This window comes from Acinetobacter sp. YH12095, from assembly GCF_013419245.1.
GTDB lineage: Bacteria > Pseudomonadota > Gammaproteobacteria > Pseudomonadales > Moraxellaceae > Acinetobacter > Acinetobacter towneri.
On sequence record NZ_VPAL01000006.1, the window covers coordinates 42,222 to 58,222 of the forward strand.

Consider the following 16,001-nt stretch of genomic DNA (forward strand, 5'->3'; position numbering starts at 1 on the left):
TCTTGTTGAAAGAGGGATTTTTTAGACCCGAATATTACTTTACAGGATTTGGCGGCACCATTTCATCCAAATCTTTATCACTCATTTGATCTAACTCAGCAATATCGGTTTTGATTTTCCATTGTGTTTCATCATCTACAGGATTCGGCAAACGGGCTTCTAACCAGTCACAGACCACATCTGGACTAAATTCTGGATGGTTACATTGAATCACCCACGATAAAAAATCTTTAGCATCACCATTCATATACGGTGGCGGTGAAACTGGTAAAAATTGAGTCGGTAAACGCTCATCTCTGGAAATATAATTCAGGACATGCCCCAATTCTTGTACAGTTTGCCAGGCCAGTGGGTGCTCTACATCAATTTGAAATTTAAACCACCATGCATGCTGACCGTCTGAACCATAAGCGTCTACACGGGCTTGCTGCACACTCGGAACTTTGCAGAAAAACTGATGAAGGCGGTCAAAATTTAATTCAGGCACGAGGTTTCATCCAATTTCAAAAAAAATGTATCTTAGCATAGGGGCTGGTGATATTTCATAAATGGCGAGCCGTGTCGGTGAAATCTGCGGAGATGAAAGTTTAAAATTGCTGATTTTTTATTCATTATTTATCCTTAATTTGAGCTTAGAATAAAAATATGAAAATAGGAGTGCTAGATATGAAAGTGGCGATTTTAACTGCATTGAGTGGCATGCTATTTTTAGGTGTGTCGATGCAGAGCTTGGCCGAAACCAATCGTTGGGCAGGATATACAGGCGTCAATACACAGCGTGATCAGCATCGTCCTTATTCGCCACAACATCGTCCTGCTTATCCGCAGCATCGACCTTATCATTCACAGCAACCCTATTCCTATCCACCACATTATCCATACCATCAACGACCTGTGCCGCAGTGGGGGCAGCCCACGATTCGTAGTGGCATCAATATTCAATACAATGCGCCAAGTACTGTGCAATATAACCACCAAAGTTACAGTTGGGTAAATGGTGAGCCAAGTAGCGCACATATTGAAAGTTCGACCTATCGTGTGGTGACCGACTGGCAGCACTTGGGTTTACCCGCTCCGCCACGAGGTATGTACTGGATTTTTGAACATGGGCGTTATGTGTTGGTGGCAAATCGTTGAGAAAAAAGTGAAATCATAGACATCAATGCTTCTAGATATTGAGTATCTAGAAGCATTTTTTTGACCTATTTTAGATTTTTACGCCAATTCATCATCTTCTGGGCGAGGGGTTTTGCCTTGTGCTAAAGGCTTTTCACTGTGCTTGTCTCGAATAACGGAAGGGTAATGCCAAGATGCAAAACGCACCACTAAAATTGCAGCGGCTAAAATTAAAATTGAACCAGTAATAATCACTAAATCGAGATCAGCTTTATGGTCGTGTTGAATATCTGAAATTAGCAAACGGGTTAGTGCGGTAATGGCAATATAAATTAAAAAACGTACAGGCATGTGATTGGTTTTAAAATAAATACCAACCATTGCTCCTAGTTCTAAATAGATAAAAAGCAATAAGATGTCATCAATAGTGGCATATTGTTTGATGGTGAAAATATCAATTACCGTATGTCCAGCAGACCAAATGACCATACAGCCAATGATAAAGAGCGCAAGATAATGAAAACTTTCTACTGCCCAATTGCCATATTTGTCTAATAGGCTTTCAACTGCTTGAATATTTCTATCTATTTTTGAACGACGTACTGCCATTTTCACCTCCTGTTTGAGTATGGATATTCAGACTTCAACAAAGGTAATGCAAATTTCATGCACAATTTAGAATAGGGATATAAAATTTAGTATAAAAAAACGCCTGATGATTCAGGCGTTTTTGCAGATACTGTATGAATTAAGACTGGTTGGTGAAGTAATCTTCACTGAAGTTCATTACCACTTCTGCACCCGCTTTCACTTTAGTAATGCGTAAAGCTAGTTCTGGCAAAATACGTTGTACAAAGTACAGTGCCAATGACAATTTGTTTTGATAGAACTCACCCTCTTTTTGTTTGGCTGCATTGGCAATGCGCGCAAACATATATGAGAAGCTGAGCAAACCTACCGCATGTAAATAATCAACCGCTGCTGCGTTCGGGAAATCTACATTTTCTTTAGCTGCATTTAAAACGTATTGAGTCACGGATTCAACTTCAGTCGCTGCATCTAAAGTTGCATCTTTAATGAAGTTGAGGTCTGCATCTAAACCATTGGTGAAATCACGGATTTCTGCAATGTATTCTGCAATAAATTCGCCATTACATTTAATGGTTTTACGACCAATCAAGTCTTGCGATTGTACGCCGTTGGTGCCTTCATAAATTTGGGCGATACGTAAATCACGAACACATTGCTCCATACCCCATTCACGGATATAACCATGACCACCGAAGACCATTTGCGCATCAAGTGTCGCATTGAAAGCAGTATCGGTTAAGTAGGCTTTGGCAATTGGAGTTAACAATGCAACACGGTCATTGGCTTTTTTCACAGCTTCTGCATCGGTAGAGAATTTAGTGATATCCAATTGTTGACCCACATATACCGCAAATGCACGCGAAGCTTCATTATTGGCACGCGCATTAAGTAACATACGACGTACATCGCCATGTACCAAAATGCTGTCTGCAGCTTTGTTTGGTGATTTTACACCCGATGCACTACGACCTTGGATACGGTCAGTCGCATATTGCGCAGCATTTTGATAGGCAAATTCAGATGCACCTAAACCTTGAATTCCCATAGACAGACGTTCGTAGTTCATCATCACGAACATGGCTGCAAGACCTTCATTTTCTTTACCGACCAAGAAACCCTTGGCACCGTCAAAGTTCATCACACAAGTCGCAGAGGCTTTAATGCCCATTTTGTGTTCAATTGAGCCTGGGGCTACAGGGTTGCGTTCACCCAATGAACCATCTTCATTCACCAAGAATTTTGGCACGATGAATAAAGAAATACCGCGTGAACCTGCAGGAGCATCCGGTGTTTTCGCTAAAACTAAGTGAATGATGTTTTCTGCGAGGTCGTGATCACCACCTGTAATGAAGATCTTAGTACCTGTAATGTTATAAGTACCATCTTCGTTGCGTTCAGCTTTAGTTTTAATAATCCCTAAATCTGTACCTGCATGCGGTTCAGTTAAGCACATGGTGCCTGACCATTCGCCAGAGTAGATTTTAGGTAAATACGTTTCTTTCTGTTCTTGTGATGCATAACTGCTTAACGCCATGCCTGCACCGACAGACAGTAGTGGATACAATAAGAATGATGGGTTGGTGGCAAAGAGCATTTCATCTGACAATACTGTCAGCATTTTTGGCATGCCTTGACCGCCCCATTCTTCATCTGCGCCTAAACCAATCCAGCCGCCTTCGGCATATTGTTTAAATGCTTCTTTAAAACCAGCAGGGGTAGTCACTTCACCATTGTTATAGATCGCGCCTTCTTCATCACCGCTACGGTTAATCGGCAGCGTCACATTTTGGGCAAATTTTGCCATTTCTTCCAAAATTGCTTCAGCCGTTGCAGCATCAAGGTGAGCGAGGTTTTCATTGTTTTGCCAGAATTGTTCTGCATTGAATACATCATTTAAGATGAATTTCATATCGGCAAGTGGGGCATTATAAATTGGCATGTGAGTTCACCTGTTTATTGTTTGAATCTTGATTCGTTGAGTTCAGTGTAATCTACAATTGTGAATGTTGTAGGCGACTAAAGCGAAAGAATGCTTTATTTATAAAGAAAAAGGACTGTCAATGCTATGACCGTCCTTTCTCAATTTCTGTACTCAAGAGTACAACATTTTGAATATCCCGCTAAATATGTTCAATATTTAGCGAGTTTCAATTTTCGCTTAGAAAGCAAAGTGTTCAGCATCTAATGCAAATAGTGGCTCTACACCTGTTGCAATCACGTCTACGTGTGAGCGAACACGTGGCAAGATTTTCTTGAAGTAGAAACGTGCAGTCGTCACTTTAGCATTATAGAAGTCTACATCGGTTGTGCCTGCTGCAAGTGCTTCTTGAGCGACCAATGCCATACGTGCCCATAGGTAAGCTAGTGTTACATAACCAGAGAAGTACATGTAGTCTACTGCTGCAGCACCTACTTCCTCAGGGTTTTGCATTGCACGCATACCAATTTGCATGGTCAAATCGCCCCATTCTTTATTGAGCGCTGCGAGCGGTTCAACAAATTCTTGCATTGCTGCGTTGTCTTTGTTGGCTTCTGCAAATTTATGGATGATTTTGGTGAAGTCTTTCAACATTGCACCTTGTGTACCCAAAACTTTACGACCTAACAAGTCGAGTGCTTGAATTTCAGTTGTACCTTCGTACAAGCATGAAATACGTGTATCACGCACAATTTGTTCCATGCCATGCTCAGAAATGAAGCCATGACCGCCGAAGACTTGCACACCATGTTTTGCAGATTCAGAACCTGTTTCAGTTAAGAATGCTTTTGCAATAGGCGTCAATAAAGACAAGATGTTGTCAGAGAACTTACGTTCTTCTTCAGTTGCACCTTGTTCAACGATATCTGCGTGTAGAGACAACAGATACACTAGTGCGCGACCACCTTCAGCAAACGCTTTTTGAGTCAATAGCATATTGCGTACAGCAGGATGCACAATAATTGGATCTGCTTCTTTTTCAGGAGCTTTCGGACCAGAAAGTGAGCGCATTGCTAAACGGTCTTTGGCATAAGTCAACGCACCTTGGAAAGAACCTTCAGATGCTGCAAGACCTTGTACCGCTGTACCGATACGTGCAGTGTTCATGAACGTGAACATGCAGTTTAGACCACGGTTTTCAGGGCCAATTAGGAAGCCTTTCGCGTTATCAAAGTTGATCACGCAAGTCGCGTTACCATGAATCCCCATTTTATGTTCGATTGAACCACAGCGTACGCCATTGCGCTCGCCTACAGAACCGTCAGCATTGAGGTTGAATTTTGGCACGATGAATAGAGAAATACCCTTAGTACCTTTAGGTGCGCCAGGAAGACGAGCAAGTACAATGTGGATAATGTTCTCTGCCATGTCATGTTCACCAGCAGAGATAAAGATTTTCTCGCCAGAGATTGCATAGCTGCCGTCTGCTTGTGGTTCAGCTTTGGTACGGATAATACCCAAGTCAGAACCTGCGTGAGATTCGGTTAAGCACATGGTGCCTGTCCATTCGCCTGAAACAAGTTTAGGCAAATAAGCATCTTTTTGTTCTTGAGAACCATGGTGTTCTAAAGTACGGACTGCGCCGTGCGATAAACCAGGGTACATGCCCCAAGCCCAGTTTGCAGTACCAACCATTTCAGAAATAACGTTACCTAAAGAAACAGGTAATGCTTGACCACCGTATTGTTCTTCAGCTGAAAGTGATGGGAAACCGAGTTCGATATATTTTTGATACGCTTCTTTAAAGCCCGTTGGTGTAGTCACCACGCCATCATTCCAAGTACAACCTTCACGGTCACCGCTTTGGTTGATTGGAGAAAGTTCATTTTCACAGAAATCTGCTGCAGCTTCCAAATATTGGTCAACCAATTCACGGCTTACGTTTTCTTGGAATGCAGGTAATTTTGCATAGTGATCTTCGGCATTTAATAATTCATGCAAAACGAATTGCATATCACGTAAAGGCGCTTTGTATTGTGGCATATCGGTTTCCTCAATACTGGTTTGACCAGCGTTATATTTTAAATGGATTTCAGCGCATGCCTTCTCAGACATGCCATGTTGGAATGGTTGTAATCGTGCAACATCTTCTAATTCGGTACAAGCATCTGCATAGCATTTCTTGGTGACTGCAAAGTCAAAGATTTTTATCTTGAAATGGCTAAGTTGTTTGAGTGTAAACAGTTTTGCTGAATTTGAAATGATACAAATAGTCAAAAAGCGTAAAGAGATATGTCCAATAAAAAAGGCGCAATTTGCGCCTTTTTTATCTATTTATGCTTTTTAGAGTGGCTTAAGCAGCCTTATCCGGTGCTGAAACAGGTGCTTTAGGCTGGAAGTGAACGATACATTTGCCATCTATTGTTTGTATGCCGACTTTTAGCTGCACGGCTTTACCATCGGTTTGACCTTGGCAGGCTTTGGTCGCAGCTTGTTGACGCGCTTGATGTTCAGCTAAACGTTGATCGTATTGCTGGGTTAACTCAGCACGTTTCGCATCGGTTAGTGGTTCGCCACGATGCATATGCATGCCACGGAATTGACCACGATCGGCTTTATCGGCACGCATTGGGTGATGTTCACCACGTTTCATTTCATCACGGTTCGGTTTAAATGTAATCGCACATGTGCCTTCTAGTGTTTGCTCACCTGCTTTGACTTGGACTGCTGAACCCACCGCTTTGCCATCGCAGGCTTTTTTTATGTCTTGCATGACTTGTTTACGTTCAGTACGCATTTTTTCAAATTGTTTGCGTTGTTCAGGCGTCATGTGACGGTCTTTCTGATAATGACCATGCATATATTGCGACTGCTTCATATCTTTTGGTGCTTGGGTGGATTGACAGGCAGTCAACGCACCTACAGATAAAACGCTGGCAGTGGCTAAAGCAATTTTTGTCATCTTATTCATTCTAAATTCCTCCATACAAGAGCATGTGATTTTGGATGATTAAAGATTAAATAATAAAGATGTAGAAACAATGGAGAGTTTTTTCTAGCACTGTTGGTTACAATGCTCAAAATCGACAAAAAAAGCTGAGATTGCGCTTTTGAAAATTCGCCGTATACCCATCGCATTACGCCTGTTCTTAACAGTGCTGCTGACGACCTTTCTGATTACCACGGTCAGCTTGGGGGTATTGCATGTCAATATGCAGCGAAACTTCAGCAAATATGTGGCCGATGTCGAAATGCAAAAGCTGGACTTGCTCACTCAAAACTTGGCAGAAGTCTATGCGGTATATCACGATTGGGGCAATGCCATTCAGGCGCAAATTCTCCAAATTGAAGGTGAAGCTGCGCCCGATGATTATGACCGTTTATCGCGGTGGTGGTTGCGTCGTCAGTATGACATTGCTTTGCAGCAGCGTTATTTTCAGGAACACACCCTCGCCAATGTCAACTCAAGTGTGGTCGAGCCTGATCTAGCTAAACGACAAGCCAATGCCGCAGAACTTCGCTGGTTAGAACTGAATTTACCTTCACAGTTTCAGCCATTTGAAGGTTTGGTCTTTCCTTTAAGTGCCAATCAAAATGCTTTCCGTTCAGATCGTAAAAATGAAGGGCAAAACAACACGACAGAATCTTCAGGGAAAAAACAATTTATTTCGATGCCTGACCGTTTGGGTTTGAGTTCGCGTCTATCTTTATATGATGCACAGCGGCAATTTGTAGTGGGAGAGCCTGCTGAAACTCAAATTTCCTATCGTCCAATTATGGTCAATGAAAAAGTCGTGGGCTATTTGGGCTTAAAACCTGTGTTAGATCAGGAAGATGCTTTAAGTATTAATTTTTTTAGTAAACAAACTCGTTATTTATTATTGGCTTATGCTTTAAGTATTTTGGCGAGCTTGATTGCTGCCTTATTGTTGGCGACCTACTTTAAAAAGCCAATTCAGCGCTTATTAAATGGCACACGTGAATTAACCAAAGGCCATTATCAGCATCAGGTCAAGGTCAATCGTAATGATGAGTTGGGGGATTTATCTACCGAATTGAATCATTTGGCGGTGATTTTAGATCAACATGAAACTTCACGTCGTCAGTGGGTGGCTGATACTTCGCATGAGTTAAAAACGCCATTGGCGGTGTTGCAGGCACAAATTGAAGCCATGCAAGATGGTATCCGCAAAGCCACACCAGAGCATTTGGCTGCGATGATGCATCAGGTCAATAATCTGAAAAAACTCACACAGGATTTATCGGACTTGGCGCAAGCCGAAGCCATGCAGCTGAAATGCTATTTCTCGAGCATTGATCCATGGCAAGTGATTGAGCAGGAAATCGAAAGCTTTAAACCGAAATTTGAGCAGGCTCAGTTGGACTTGATCGTGTCGGGTGAAGGCACGCAATTACAATTGGATATAGACCGCTTTAAACAAATTATGCTCAACTTGCTCAGTAATAGTATTCGCTATACTGAAGCAGGTGGGCAGGTGCATATTCACACCAGTCAAAGCGCAACCCAGTGGACGGTGTATGTAGATGATAGCCCGTTTGGTTTAAGTGATGAACAATTGGCACGCTTGGGTGAGCGTTTTTATCGTGTCGATGATTCGCGTACACGTGCCACAGGCGGGACAGGTTTAGGTCTGGCTTTATCGGTCAAAATTGCCAAAGCATTGGGCGGAGAGTTAAGTTTTGCACATTCACCGTTGGGTGGTTTACGCTGCAAATTAAGCTTTCCCAAAACAATCAAATCTTGAAGGACTTTAAGGAATCGTGCATGAAACATATCTTGCTGGTTGAAGATGAAATTGAACTTGCCCAGTTGGTGCGAGATTATTTAGAAGCTGCTGGATTTGAAGTCAGTATGTTTCATGATGGACAAGAGGCCTATGACAGCTTTTTGCAGCGTAAACCGAGCCTGATGATTTTAGACTTGATGATTCCGCGTATGGATGGTTTGACCATTTGCCGCAAAGTGCGTGAACAGTCCGATGTGCCTATTATTATGGTCACGGCACGTACTGAAGAAATTGATCGGGTACTAGGTCTAAACATGGGCGCAGATGATTATGTATGTAAGCCTTTTAGCCCGAAAGAATTGGTCGCGCGCGTGCAAGCGGTGTTGCGCCGTTTGGAACGTAAAAATGAGCCAGAAAGTAATGATTTATTCCGTATGGATAAAGCACAGCAGCGTATTTGGTATCAGCAAAAAACCTTGAATTTGACCCCAACCGAATTCCGTTTATTGGAATTGTTTTTAGAGCATGTCGGGCAGGTGTATTCACGTGCGCAATTGCTAGATCATATTAACCCTGACAGTTTTGAAGTGGCAGATCGTGTAATTGATAGCCACATTAAAAACTTGCGCCGTAAAATTTCTGACGCTGCCGAAACGGGAAATCGGCATGAGTGGATTCAGGCGGTGTATGGTGTGGGCTATCGTTTTGAATATCCTGATGAGTAAAAAAATATAAGCTCTTTATTAATAAAGGGCTTATATTAAATAATCGATTGTCATTATAAATATAACTAGATATGATTATAAAAAACCAAAAAATGGTTTTATAAAATCCTAAATTAAAGAATTTAGATAACAATTTTCCTTAAAAAAGGGGAGTAGAATGTTTAAGAAAACATTGTTAGTTTTAGCTTGTTCAGCCATTTTAACTGCTTGTGGTGGAGGCGGTGATTCATCGTCGAATAATGGTGGTAATATTCCTGAAAATCCAGCTGTTCCAGCATCAGACCTGGATAAGGCAAAGCAATTGGTAGATACAACAAATACGATTATTAGTTATTTTGATAGTTTCGATGGGCTTCAATCACAATATCAGCCGACATTTGATGCAATTAGTGATGCTGGCAGTGATATTGGGAATGCTAGTAGCTTGATTTTGACTTTGGCTTCATTAGCGCAACAAGCTGCAAACGGTTCAACCCAAGAATATGATGCAACTGAGTTAGAGGCTTTATTAAAAGAAGCTTCAACCTATGGTCAGTATTATTCCCCTGATTATGAATTGAGCAATAATACGTTAAAAGTGAGTGTAAAGCCTGATTCTGTGACTGTAACAGGGGGAGTTACAGCTAAATATTGGACAGATTATGTTTGGGACTCTAAAACACAAACATGGTCTGACGTTTTTGGTAATGAAACTACTGTGGCTGTAACCAATCTGAAACTTGAAGCACCATTCTCGGCATCTCTATCAACTTACGATTTTAAATTGGTTGCTGGTGGGAAAATTGCGACCAAGAATGTCCTGAGTAAGAAAGAGGCAATTTTGGCGTTCAATAGTGATAGTACTGCTCAAGTTGTTTATAACAATGCGAAAAAACTTGATGATCGTTCTAGTGACCAAGCACCTAAGACTGCACAATTTAAGTTTGAGAATATTGTATTGACTGCTGTAGGTACAGGTGCAGAGTTGAGCTTAACGGAGTTTTCAAGCAAGGCGACACAAGTTCAGTTTAAAGATAGTTTAAGCACCTCTACAGAAATTATTCCGACTGAACTGAACTTAAAAGGTAAGGCAGTTGCTGGAACTGAGAACCTTAACCTAGAGGCAAGCATTAAATTAAACAATGATTTGTCAAAACAGATTGATGTGACTAATGGTGAAACTGCTGCTGCATTTATCAATGCGGACCTGAATGTGAAACTCAGTGGTAATGTCAAAGGTGGCGGTACCAGCATTAAACCATTTAGTATTGATTTAACTGCTAAACGTAATGAGTACCAGAAAGGTACAGCAACGATTAAGGTCGCTGTGGATAAAGATGCGCTAACGGCTGACTTTAAAACAGATAACCTGATTACAAAAGATCAACCTGTGGTGTGGGCAAAACTGTCTCATGCCAATGGTGCTTATGTTGAAATTGCTGATCTTGACAAGTTTACTTCAGCAGAGATTAAAGTGGGTAACACCCCATACGCTACAGTAAGCAAAGTGTCAGATAATGTATATTCTGCAAAATTCACAGATAATACCGTTAAAGCGATTGCACCATAATCATAAAAGGAGAGGGGGAGTAAATCCCCCTTTTTATATGCTCAAAAAAAGTCTAGCTGTATTGGGAATGCTTATTCCTTTCTACTCCAATGCCCAGGAAAAAATCTATTATCAAGTACAGGCAGATGTATATAGTGAACCTTTGTCGATTCACGCATTTACTGATGATTGGGATGCCCCAGATTTTAAATCGGGAAAAAATGCATTTGCCCATGGCCTAATGCAGTTGGGTGTTAAACAGGGACAATGGGATTTTAGCTGGATTTGGCGTTACGATTATGTACTGCGATTTAGTCCAGACACTGCAAAATTATATTATCAAGTTAAAAATGATAAACTGATTGATGCCAATACCCAATATAACTTACAACTTGAGGCGCAGCACGTTGATACGGTTGGGTCACGTTTTGCCTACACCTGGCAACTTTCACCTAACTGGAACCTGATCACAGGTGCAACCGCACTGATTGGCCGACATTATGCTGATGGTCAGGTGAATGCTTTGGCGAAAACCACAGATCAGGAACAACTTATGGATCGTGTGAAGTGGCTTAATGGTCAAATTGACTATAGTTATGACCAGCCAGCATTAAAAGAAGATAAAATGGGCTGGAATGAGCGAGCGAATCATGGATATGGTTTTGCATTTGATACTTCATTACAAGGGACCATTGCGAATCACTGGAAAGTAAATATCAATATTCAAGATGCTTTGGCTTATTTATATTGGCAAGATGCACCCTACACCCAATATCAGATTGCTTATGATCAGGATAAGCGTCCACGATTTGATATTCAGGGACAATTTAATAAGTATCATCAATATACGCAGAAACTGCCTTTTAAAATTTATACTGATCTAAATTATCAGTCAGATCAGAATTGGCGTTTAGGTATAAGTTCAATCAGCAATCAATATAGTAGTCTTTGGCAATTGAACGCTTATTGGGATAAAGGTGTAGAATGGGGAATCCATTTTGAACCTCAGACCCATGCTTTAGGCTTATCAGTACAGCATCAAAATTTTGGCTTGAAATATATTGCAGATGATCTAAATACCAATCAGGCCAAGAGGATGGGCGCTCAATTGTTTGCCCAGTATCAATGGTAAAATTTATTCATTATATTTTTAAATTGTCTTCTGCAAAAATCAAAATCCAGTGCTGTTTATTCATGTGCCAACCTGCACGGATATACGGATAAAAATCGCGTAGCATGGCACCATGTTCAGGTTGAACTTTTAGATTGATGATGGCATGACCATTTAAATTCAGACTCAGCATAAATACTTTATCGAAAACTTTATGCACCAAACAACCATCACCAAAAGGTTCGCTAAGGCTAACCTCAGGCAATTGTGTTGCAACCCTTGCTGCGATTTGATGCAGTGATGACGGTGTTTGTGCCACTTATTTTCCCCTAAAAAGTTTATCCTGTGGATAACCACAGCTTTTTCCACAGAAAATGTGTATAACTTTGTTGGAATTCTAAACGCCCTTTGGCGAGTGCATCCGTATTAAGATGAACAACTCACCATTACTTCTGGCACATCACTTGGCAAAGGTGTTAAATCTTCAGGTTTTTCCAATGCCGTTTGTTGAATATACGGTTGGCTGAGCAAGTTAAATAAACGCTCAACTTCTGAAAAATCATCACGTTCTGCGTGCTCAATCGCCTTTTGTGCCATGTGATTGCGCAAAATATAATGAGGGTTGACTTGCTGCATAGCAGTATCTAAGGCATCGGTATCCTGATGTTCACGAATTTGTAAATACTGCGCCAAAAAGATTTCCCACTGACGACGATCTAAACAATCATCCAATATTTCTGTGTATTGTTTATTTTGTAGACGGATAAAACTTTGGGTGTAATCCAGTTGCTCACTTTGCAAAATACGTAAGAAGTTGGTTGCGCAGTCAAAACTGTCTTTATGGAAGCTTGGCAGTCCCATTTTTTCACATAAACCGAGTTTATAATGCTCCAAAAAAGTGGGTTCAAAATGTTCTAAGCATGCTGCCAGTGCTTGTTTCCAGTGTTCTTTTTGATCAGGGCTTTGCTCAAGCGGAATTAAATTATTTAACCAGACCCATAAATTCCAGTGTGCTACGCTGGGTTGTTGTTGGTAGGTATAACGTCCTTGATAGTCCGAATGATTGTTGATCCAGTTAGGGCGAAAACGCTCCATAAAACCATAAGGGCCAAAATCTAAAGTAGAGCCAGTGATATTTAAATTATCGGTATTCATCACACCATGCGCAAAACCGACCAATTGCCATTTCGCAATCATCACGGCTGTGTGCTGAATGACTTGGGTGGCAAAGGCGAGTATAGGCTGTTCGGCAGTCAGGCATTCAGGGTAGTGCCACTCAATACATTTTTGCACAAATTCAGGTAGTAGTTCAGGTTGATACTGATTGATCCATTCGAAATGACCTAAACGAATATGACAGTCAGAGGTGCGTAATAACATGGCGCCCAGTTCTAGTTTTTCGCGTTGTACGCCTTGTGTAGATGAAGTGAATCCCACCGCATTGCTTGAAGGGACACCAAGTGCATTTAAAGCATGGCCTGCTAAATATTCACGAATCACAGAACGCAAAACCGCACGGCCATCGCCCATACGTGAATAAGGCGTTGACCCAGCACCTTTTAAATGTAGGTCGATGGTACGTTGTTGTGTGTCCAGCACTTGTGCAATCAGTAAGCCTCGCCCATCTCCCAATTGGCCAGCCCATTGTCCAAATTGATGCCCTGCATACACCATTGCCAAAGGTGGAAATTCCTGAAATGTGGTTTGGCCGCTGCAAATTTTTACCCAGTGCTGCTGTTCCTCGCTACTCCATTGCAGCTCTTTTGCCAATGCAGCGTTAAAGTGTCCAGCTTTAGCATCTTTTAAGGGTAAAGGCAGCTGTTGATGATAAAGGCGAGCGGGTAGTGTGGGATAACGTGGATTAAATTGCATAGTGGGGGAGTGTTTGGCACAAAGTGAGGTTCACTATAGCAAACTTGGGCTTTAAAAACTGTAAGTCTAAAAATGCATAAAGCCCTGAACAGGTCAGGGCTTTAGCGGAGTATCAGAATGCTGTTCTTATTGCGATACTGGATTCTTTTTCAAGTTACGCATTAGCAAATTCAATGTTTCACGATGGTGTGAAAGACGCTGTTCAACCAACTGGAATTCAACTTTGAGTTTGTCATCCATTTGGTGGATTTTTTCAGCCATTGACGCTTTTTTCGCTTGAATTTCTTGCTCTTTTAATTTTGCCCAATCATTTAAAGTTTGGGTAAATGCATCATATTCTTGAGCAATACGGCTTTTCACTTGCACAATGTCATCATTCACATTGTGGCCATAAACTGCCAAGTCTTGCTCTGCGTATTTAAAGCGCATTGCCAATTCTGCTTTTTTAATATTAAAGCTTGGAATACGACGTAAATTTTTAGCCAAACCTAACTTAGAGCATGTCCAAATTAACCATTTAGTTGGGTCATATTGCCACCATTTTACGCCATTACGATAATCGTATTGGAAAATATGGTGATAGTTATGATAACCCTCACCCCAAGTGGCAATGGCTAACCAGAAGTTGTCACGTGCAGTGTTTTCGTCAGTGTATGGACGAGAACCCCACATGTGGCACAGTGAGTTAATAAAGAAAGTGACATGATGGCTTAAAATCAGACGCATTAAACCGCCCAATAGCAACACACCCCACATATCGCCAACAGCCCAGCCAATTGGCACTAAAATGCCAACATGCACTGCAATTACCATTGGCACGTAATATTTGTGCTGGAACATCACCAATTTGTCATTTAACAAATCTGGCGCATTTTTAAAGTTTGGCTCTGCGGCAGGGTAGTCACGCAACATCCAGCCCATGTGCGCAAACCAAAAACCATTGTTGATTGAATATGGGTCTTTTTCGACATCATCAACATGGCGGTGATGGGTACGGTGACCTGAACCCCAGAACAAAATACTGTTCTGAACGGCAAAAGTCCCCATAATCATCAAAAGAATTTTTAAAGGAAGCGTAGCTTCGTAGGCACGGTGTGCCCATAAACGATGATAACCTGCTGTAATACCCAAGCTACTTACGCCAAGTAATACAAACATACTGATCCAAGCGGCTAAGCTAAAATCATGGTGATAGGCATACCAAGGAATTGCAATCACGGCAACAATAGGTATGAAAACCAGTGCAAAGATGGCAATCCAGTTGATTGGGGCTTTGGGTAAGGGAGCATTCATCTCCAACAGCACTCCTAGAACCTTGGGAGGTATAAATGGACGCTTAATCCGTTATAACGCTATGACCGATCTATAGATTGAAATCATAGTATTAAATTTTTTAGGGATTAATTTTTTCGCATATTAGCATGAGCGTATTCACGATCACAGCATTATTGTACAGTTGTATTGTACTGGGTGGTAACAGAATATAATGGTATCTGCGAGATTTTACGGAAATATGATATACGGTAGCCAAACAAGCACGATAAATCATTTATTTATTCATCAATATGCTTAAGGTTACCGCTTACAAGTGTTGCATCATCAGTTTAGGATAATCGGTAATTAAACCCTGAATCCCTAAATCTTTAAGCTGTTTGGCGCGTTCAATCTGGTTGACTGTCCAAACGCTGATATTCAGTTTGGCCTGTTGTGTGGCTTGAATGAGCGCACCGGTTGCGAGTTCGTTCATCCAACCAATTTGGCAACAACCTAATTCTAAAGCCTGATCAATGGCTTGATATTGCAGATCATCTTCAACCAATAAACCGCGTTTAAAGCGTGATTTTTGTTGTTGCAAAGCCCAGTGAATTTTCGGATCAAAACTGGTGATGATGGCGTTGTGTTCAAAACCCTTCAAATGTTGCTCTAAACTTTGGGTAATTTTTTCGGCAGCGGCATGCGAGTTGACCGCTTTGACTTCTACTTCAATATGATCAAAATTTTGAATAATGGTCATGGTTTGATTGAGTAGGGGCGTGGTTTCGACTTTATTCCAGTCCGACCACATCACCGCATGATTGTAATGGTTTAAATCTTCCAGACTACATTCATACAGTGCTTTGTCTTGTCCTGTGGTGCGAATGAATTGATCATCATGCATAACCACTAAGGCATTGTCTTTGAGTTGACGCACATCAAACTCAACCGCTCGAATGCCAATATTTTGAATATATTCAAAACCACCGAGTGTGTTTTCAGGCGCTTCGCCACGCGCACCACGATGACCAATTATGCGCATAATGTGCCCATGAATTGAAAGTTTGCTTTCATTTTGCAAGTACGACGTGACAAAGAGATGACATTTCTTATTTTGGTCGGATGGTGTGAAATTTCA

The 16,001-nt window shown here is 41.3% G+C and carries 13 protein-coding genes and 1 pseudogene; 5 read left to right on the forward strand and 9 right to left on the reverse strand.

Annotation, left to right across the window (positions count from 1 at the left end):
• Positions 1-34: 34 nt before the first annotated feature.
• Entirely contained in the window at positions 35-487 is a 453-nt protein-coding gene (locus FTU35_RS06365) for a hypothetical protein (RefSeq protein ID WP_180064607.1), read from the reverse strand.
• Between the two features lie 179 nt (positions 488-666).
• Here FTU35_RS06365 and FTU35_RS06370 point away from each other — a divergent pair, with 179 nt between their 5' ends.
• Positions 667-1,137 carry an RcnB family protein gene (locus tag FTU35_RS06370; protein ID WP_004975035.1) on the forward strand — a complete coding sequence of 157 codons (471 nt, stop codon included), beginning with the start codon at positions 667-669 and terminating at the stop codon, positions 1,135-1,137.
• A gap of 78 nt (positions 1,138-1,215) precedes the next feature.
• On the opposite strand, the gene FTU35_RS06375 is transcribed toward FTU35_RS06370, so the two are convergent.
• The 4 genes from FTU35_RS06375 to FTU35_RS06390 form a co-directional block, all read right to left on the reverse strand.
• Complete coding sequence (locus FTU35_RS06375; protein WP_019836466.1) at positions 1,216-1,725, reverse strand: phosphate-starvation-inducible protein PsiE; 510 nt, start codon at positions 1,723-1,725, stop codon at positions 1,216-1,218.
• A 139-nt stretch (positions 1,726-1,864) separates the two neighbouring features.
• Positions 1,865-3,646: an acyl-CoA dehydrogenase C-terminal domain-containing protein gene (locus FTU35_RS06380; protein WP_180064608.1), complete on the reverse strand. Its 1,782-nt coding sequence runs from the start codon at positions 3,644-3,646 to the stop codon at positions 1,865-1,867.
• A 219-nt stretch (positions 3,647-3,865) separates the two neighbouring features.
• On the reverse strand, positions 3,866-5,668 hold the full coding sequence (locus tag FTU35_RS06385) for an acyl-CoA dehydrogenase C-terminal domain-containing protein (RefSeq protein ID WP_180005860.1): 1,803 nt from the start codon (positions 5,666-5,668) through the stop codon (positions 3,866-3,868).
• A gap of 310 nt (positions 5,669-5,978) precedes the next feature.
• The gene (locus FTU35_RS06390) at positions 5,979-6,596 is read right to left on the reverse strand and encodes a hypothetical protein (RefSeq protein WP_180064609.1); all 618 of its coding nucleotides are present in this window, start codon (positions 6,594-6,596) and stop codon (positions 5,979-5,981) included.
• Between the two features lie 139 nt (positions 6,597-6,735).
• Here FTU35_RS06390 and baeS point away from each other — a divergent pair, with 139 nt between their 5' ends.
• The 4 genes from baeS (at position 6,736) to FTU35_RS13350 (ending at position 11,758) form a co-directional block, all read left to right on the forward strand.
• Positions 6,736-8,391 (forward strand): sensor histidine kinase efflux regulator BaeS, encoded by a 1,656-nt coding sequence (gene baeS / locus FTU35_RS06395; protein ID WP_180064610.1) that lies wholly within the window; start codon positions 6,736-6,738, stop codon positions 8,389-8,391.
• A gap of 20 nt (positions 8,392-8,411) precedes the next feature.
• Positions 8,412-9,098 carry a response regulator gene (locus FTU35_RS06400; protein ID WP_180064611.1) on the forward strand — a complete coding sequence of 229 codons (687 nt, stop codon included), beginning with the start codon at positions 8,412-8,414 and terminating at the stop codon, positions 9,096-9,098.
• A 157-nt stretch (positions 9,099-9,255) separates the two neighbouring features.
• Positions 9,256-10,647: a hypothetical protein gene (locus FTU35_RS06405; protein ID WP_180064612.1), complete on the forward strand. Its 1,392-nt coding sequence runs from the start codon at positions 9,256-9,258 to the stop codon at positions 10,645-10,647.
• 37 nt (positions 10,648-10,684) lie between these two features.
• Positions 10,685-11,758: a hypothetical protein gene (locus tag FTU35_RS13350; protein WP_218951278.1), complete on the forward strand. Its 1,074-nt coding sequence runs from the start codon at positions 10,685-10,687 to the stop codon at positions 11,756-11,758.
• A 19-nt stretch (positions 11,759-11,777) separates the two neighbouring features.
• Here the strand turns inward: FTU35_RS13350 and FTU35_RS06415 are convergent.
• The 4 genes and pseudogenes from FTU35_RS06415 to FTU35_RS06430 all read right to left on the reverse strand — a co-directional run.
• Positions 11,778-12,056: pseudogene (locus FTU35_RS06415) on the reverse strand (MmcQ/YjbR family DNA-binding protein); the annotation flags it as partial.
• Between the two features lie 107 nt (positions 12,057-12,163).
• On the reverse strand, positions 12,164-13,609 hold the full coding sequence (locus FTU35_RS06420) for a YdiU family protein (protein ID WP_167846259.1): 1,446 nt from the start codon (positions 13,607-13,609) through the stop codon (positions 12,164-12,166).
• Positions 13,610-13,735: 126 nt separating this feature from the next.
• Entirely contained in the window at positions 13,736-14,902 is a 1,167-nt protein-coding gene (locus FTU35_RS06425; RefSeq protein ID WP_167846258.1) for an acyl-CoA desaturase, read from the reverse strand.
• 289 nt (positions 14,903-15,191) lie between these two features.
• Entirely contained in the window at positions 15,192-15,905 is a 714-nt protein-coding gene (locus FTU35_RS06430) for a glycerophosphodiester phosphodiesterase (RefSeq protein WP_004975054.1), read from the reverse strand.
• Positions 15,906-16,001 lie beyond the last annotated feature (96 nt).

What these genes read in the sequence shown, in the direction of transcription:
- FTU35_RS06425 (WP_167846258.1), bottom strand. Translation starts at nt 14,902, where the DNA reads ATGAATGCTCCCTTACCCAAAGCCCCAATCAACTGGATTGCCATCTTT.
- FTU35_RS06420 (WP_167846259.1), bottom strand. Translation starts at nt 13,609, where the DNA reads ATGCAATTTAATCCACGTTATCCCACACTACCCGCTCGCCTTTATCAT.
- FTU35_RS06380 (WP_180064608.1), bottom strand. Translation starts at nt 3,646, where the DNA reads ATGCCAATTTATAATGCCCCACTTGCCGATATGAAATTCATCTTAAAT.
- FTU35_RS13350 (WP_218951278.1), top strand. Translation starts at nt 10,685, where the DNA reads ATGCTCAAAAAAAGTCTAGCTGTATTGGGAATGCTTATTCCTTTCTAC.
- FTU35_RS06385 (WP_180005860.1), bottom strand. Translation starts at nt 5,668, where the DNA reads ATGCCACAATACAAAGCGCCTTTACGTGATATGCAATTCGTTTTGCAT.
- FTU35_RS06370 (WP_004975035.1), top strand. Translation starts at nt 667, where the DNA reads ATGAAAGTGGCGATTTTAACTGCATTGAGTGGCATGCTATTTTTAGGT.
- FTU35_RS06390 (WP_180064609.1), bottom strand. Translation starts at nt 6,596, where the DNA reads ATGAATAAGATGACAAAAATTGCTTTAGCCACTGCCAGCGTTTTATCT.
- FTU35_RS06430 (WP_004975054.1), bottom strand. Translation starts at nt 15,905, where the DNA reads ATGCGCATAATTGGTCATCGTGGTGCGCGTGGCGAAGCGCCTGAAAAC.
- FTU35_RS06375 (WP_019836466.1), bottom strand. Translation starts at nt 1,725, where the DNA reads ATGGCAGTACGTCGTTCAAAAATAGATAGAAATATTCAAGCAGTTGAA.
- FTU35_RS06400 (WP_180064611.1), top strand. Translation starts at nt 8,412, where the DNA reads ATGAAACATATCTTGCTGGTTGAAGATGAAATTGAACTTGCCCAGTTG.
- FTU35_RS06405 (WP_180064612.1), top strand. Translation starts at nt 9,256, where the DNA reads ATGTTTAAGAAAACATTGTTAGTTTTAGCTTGTTCAGCCATTTTAACT.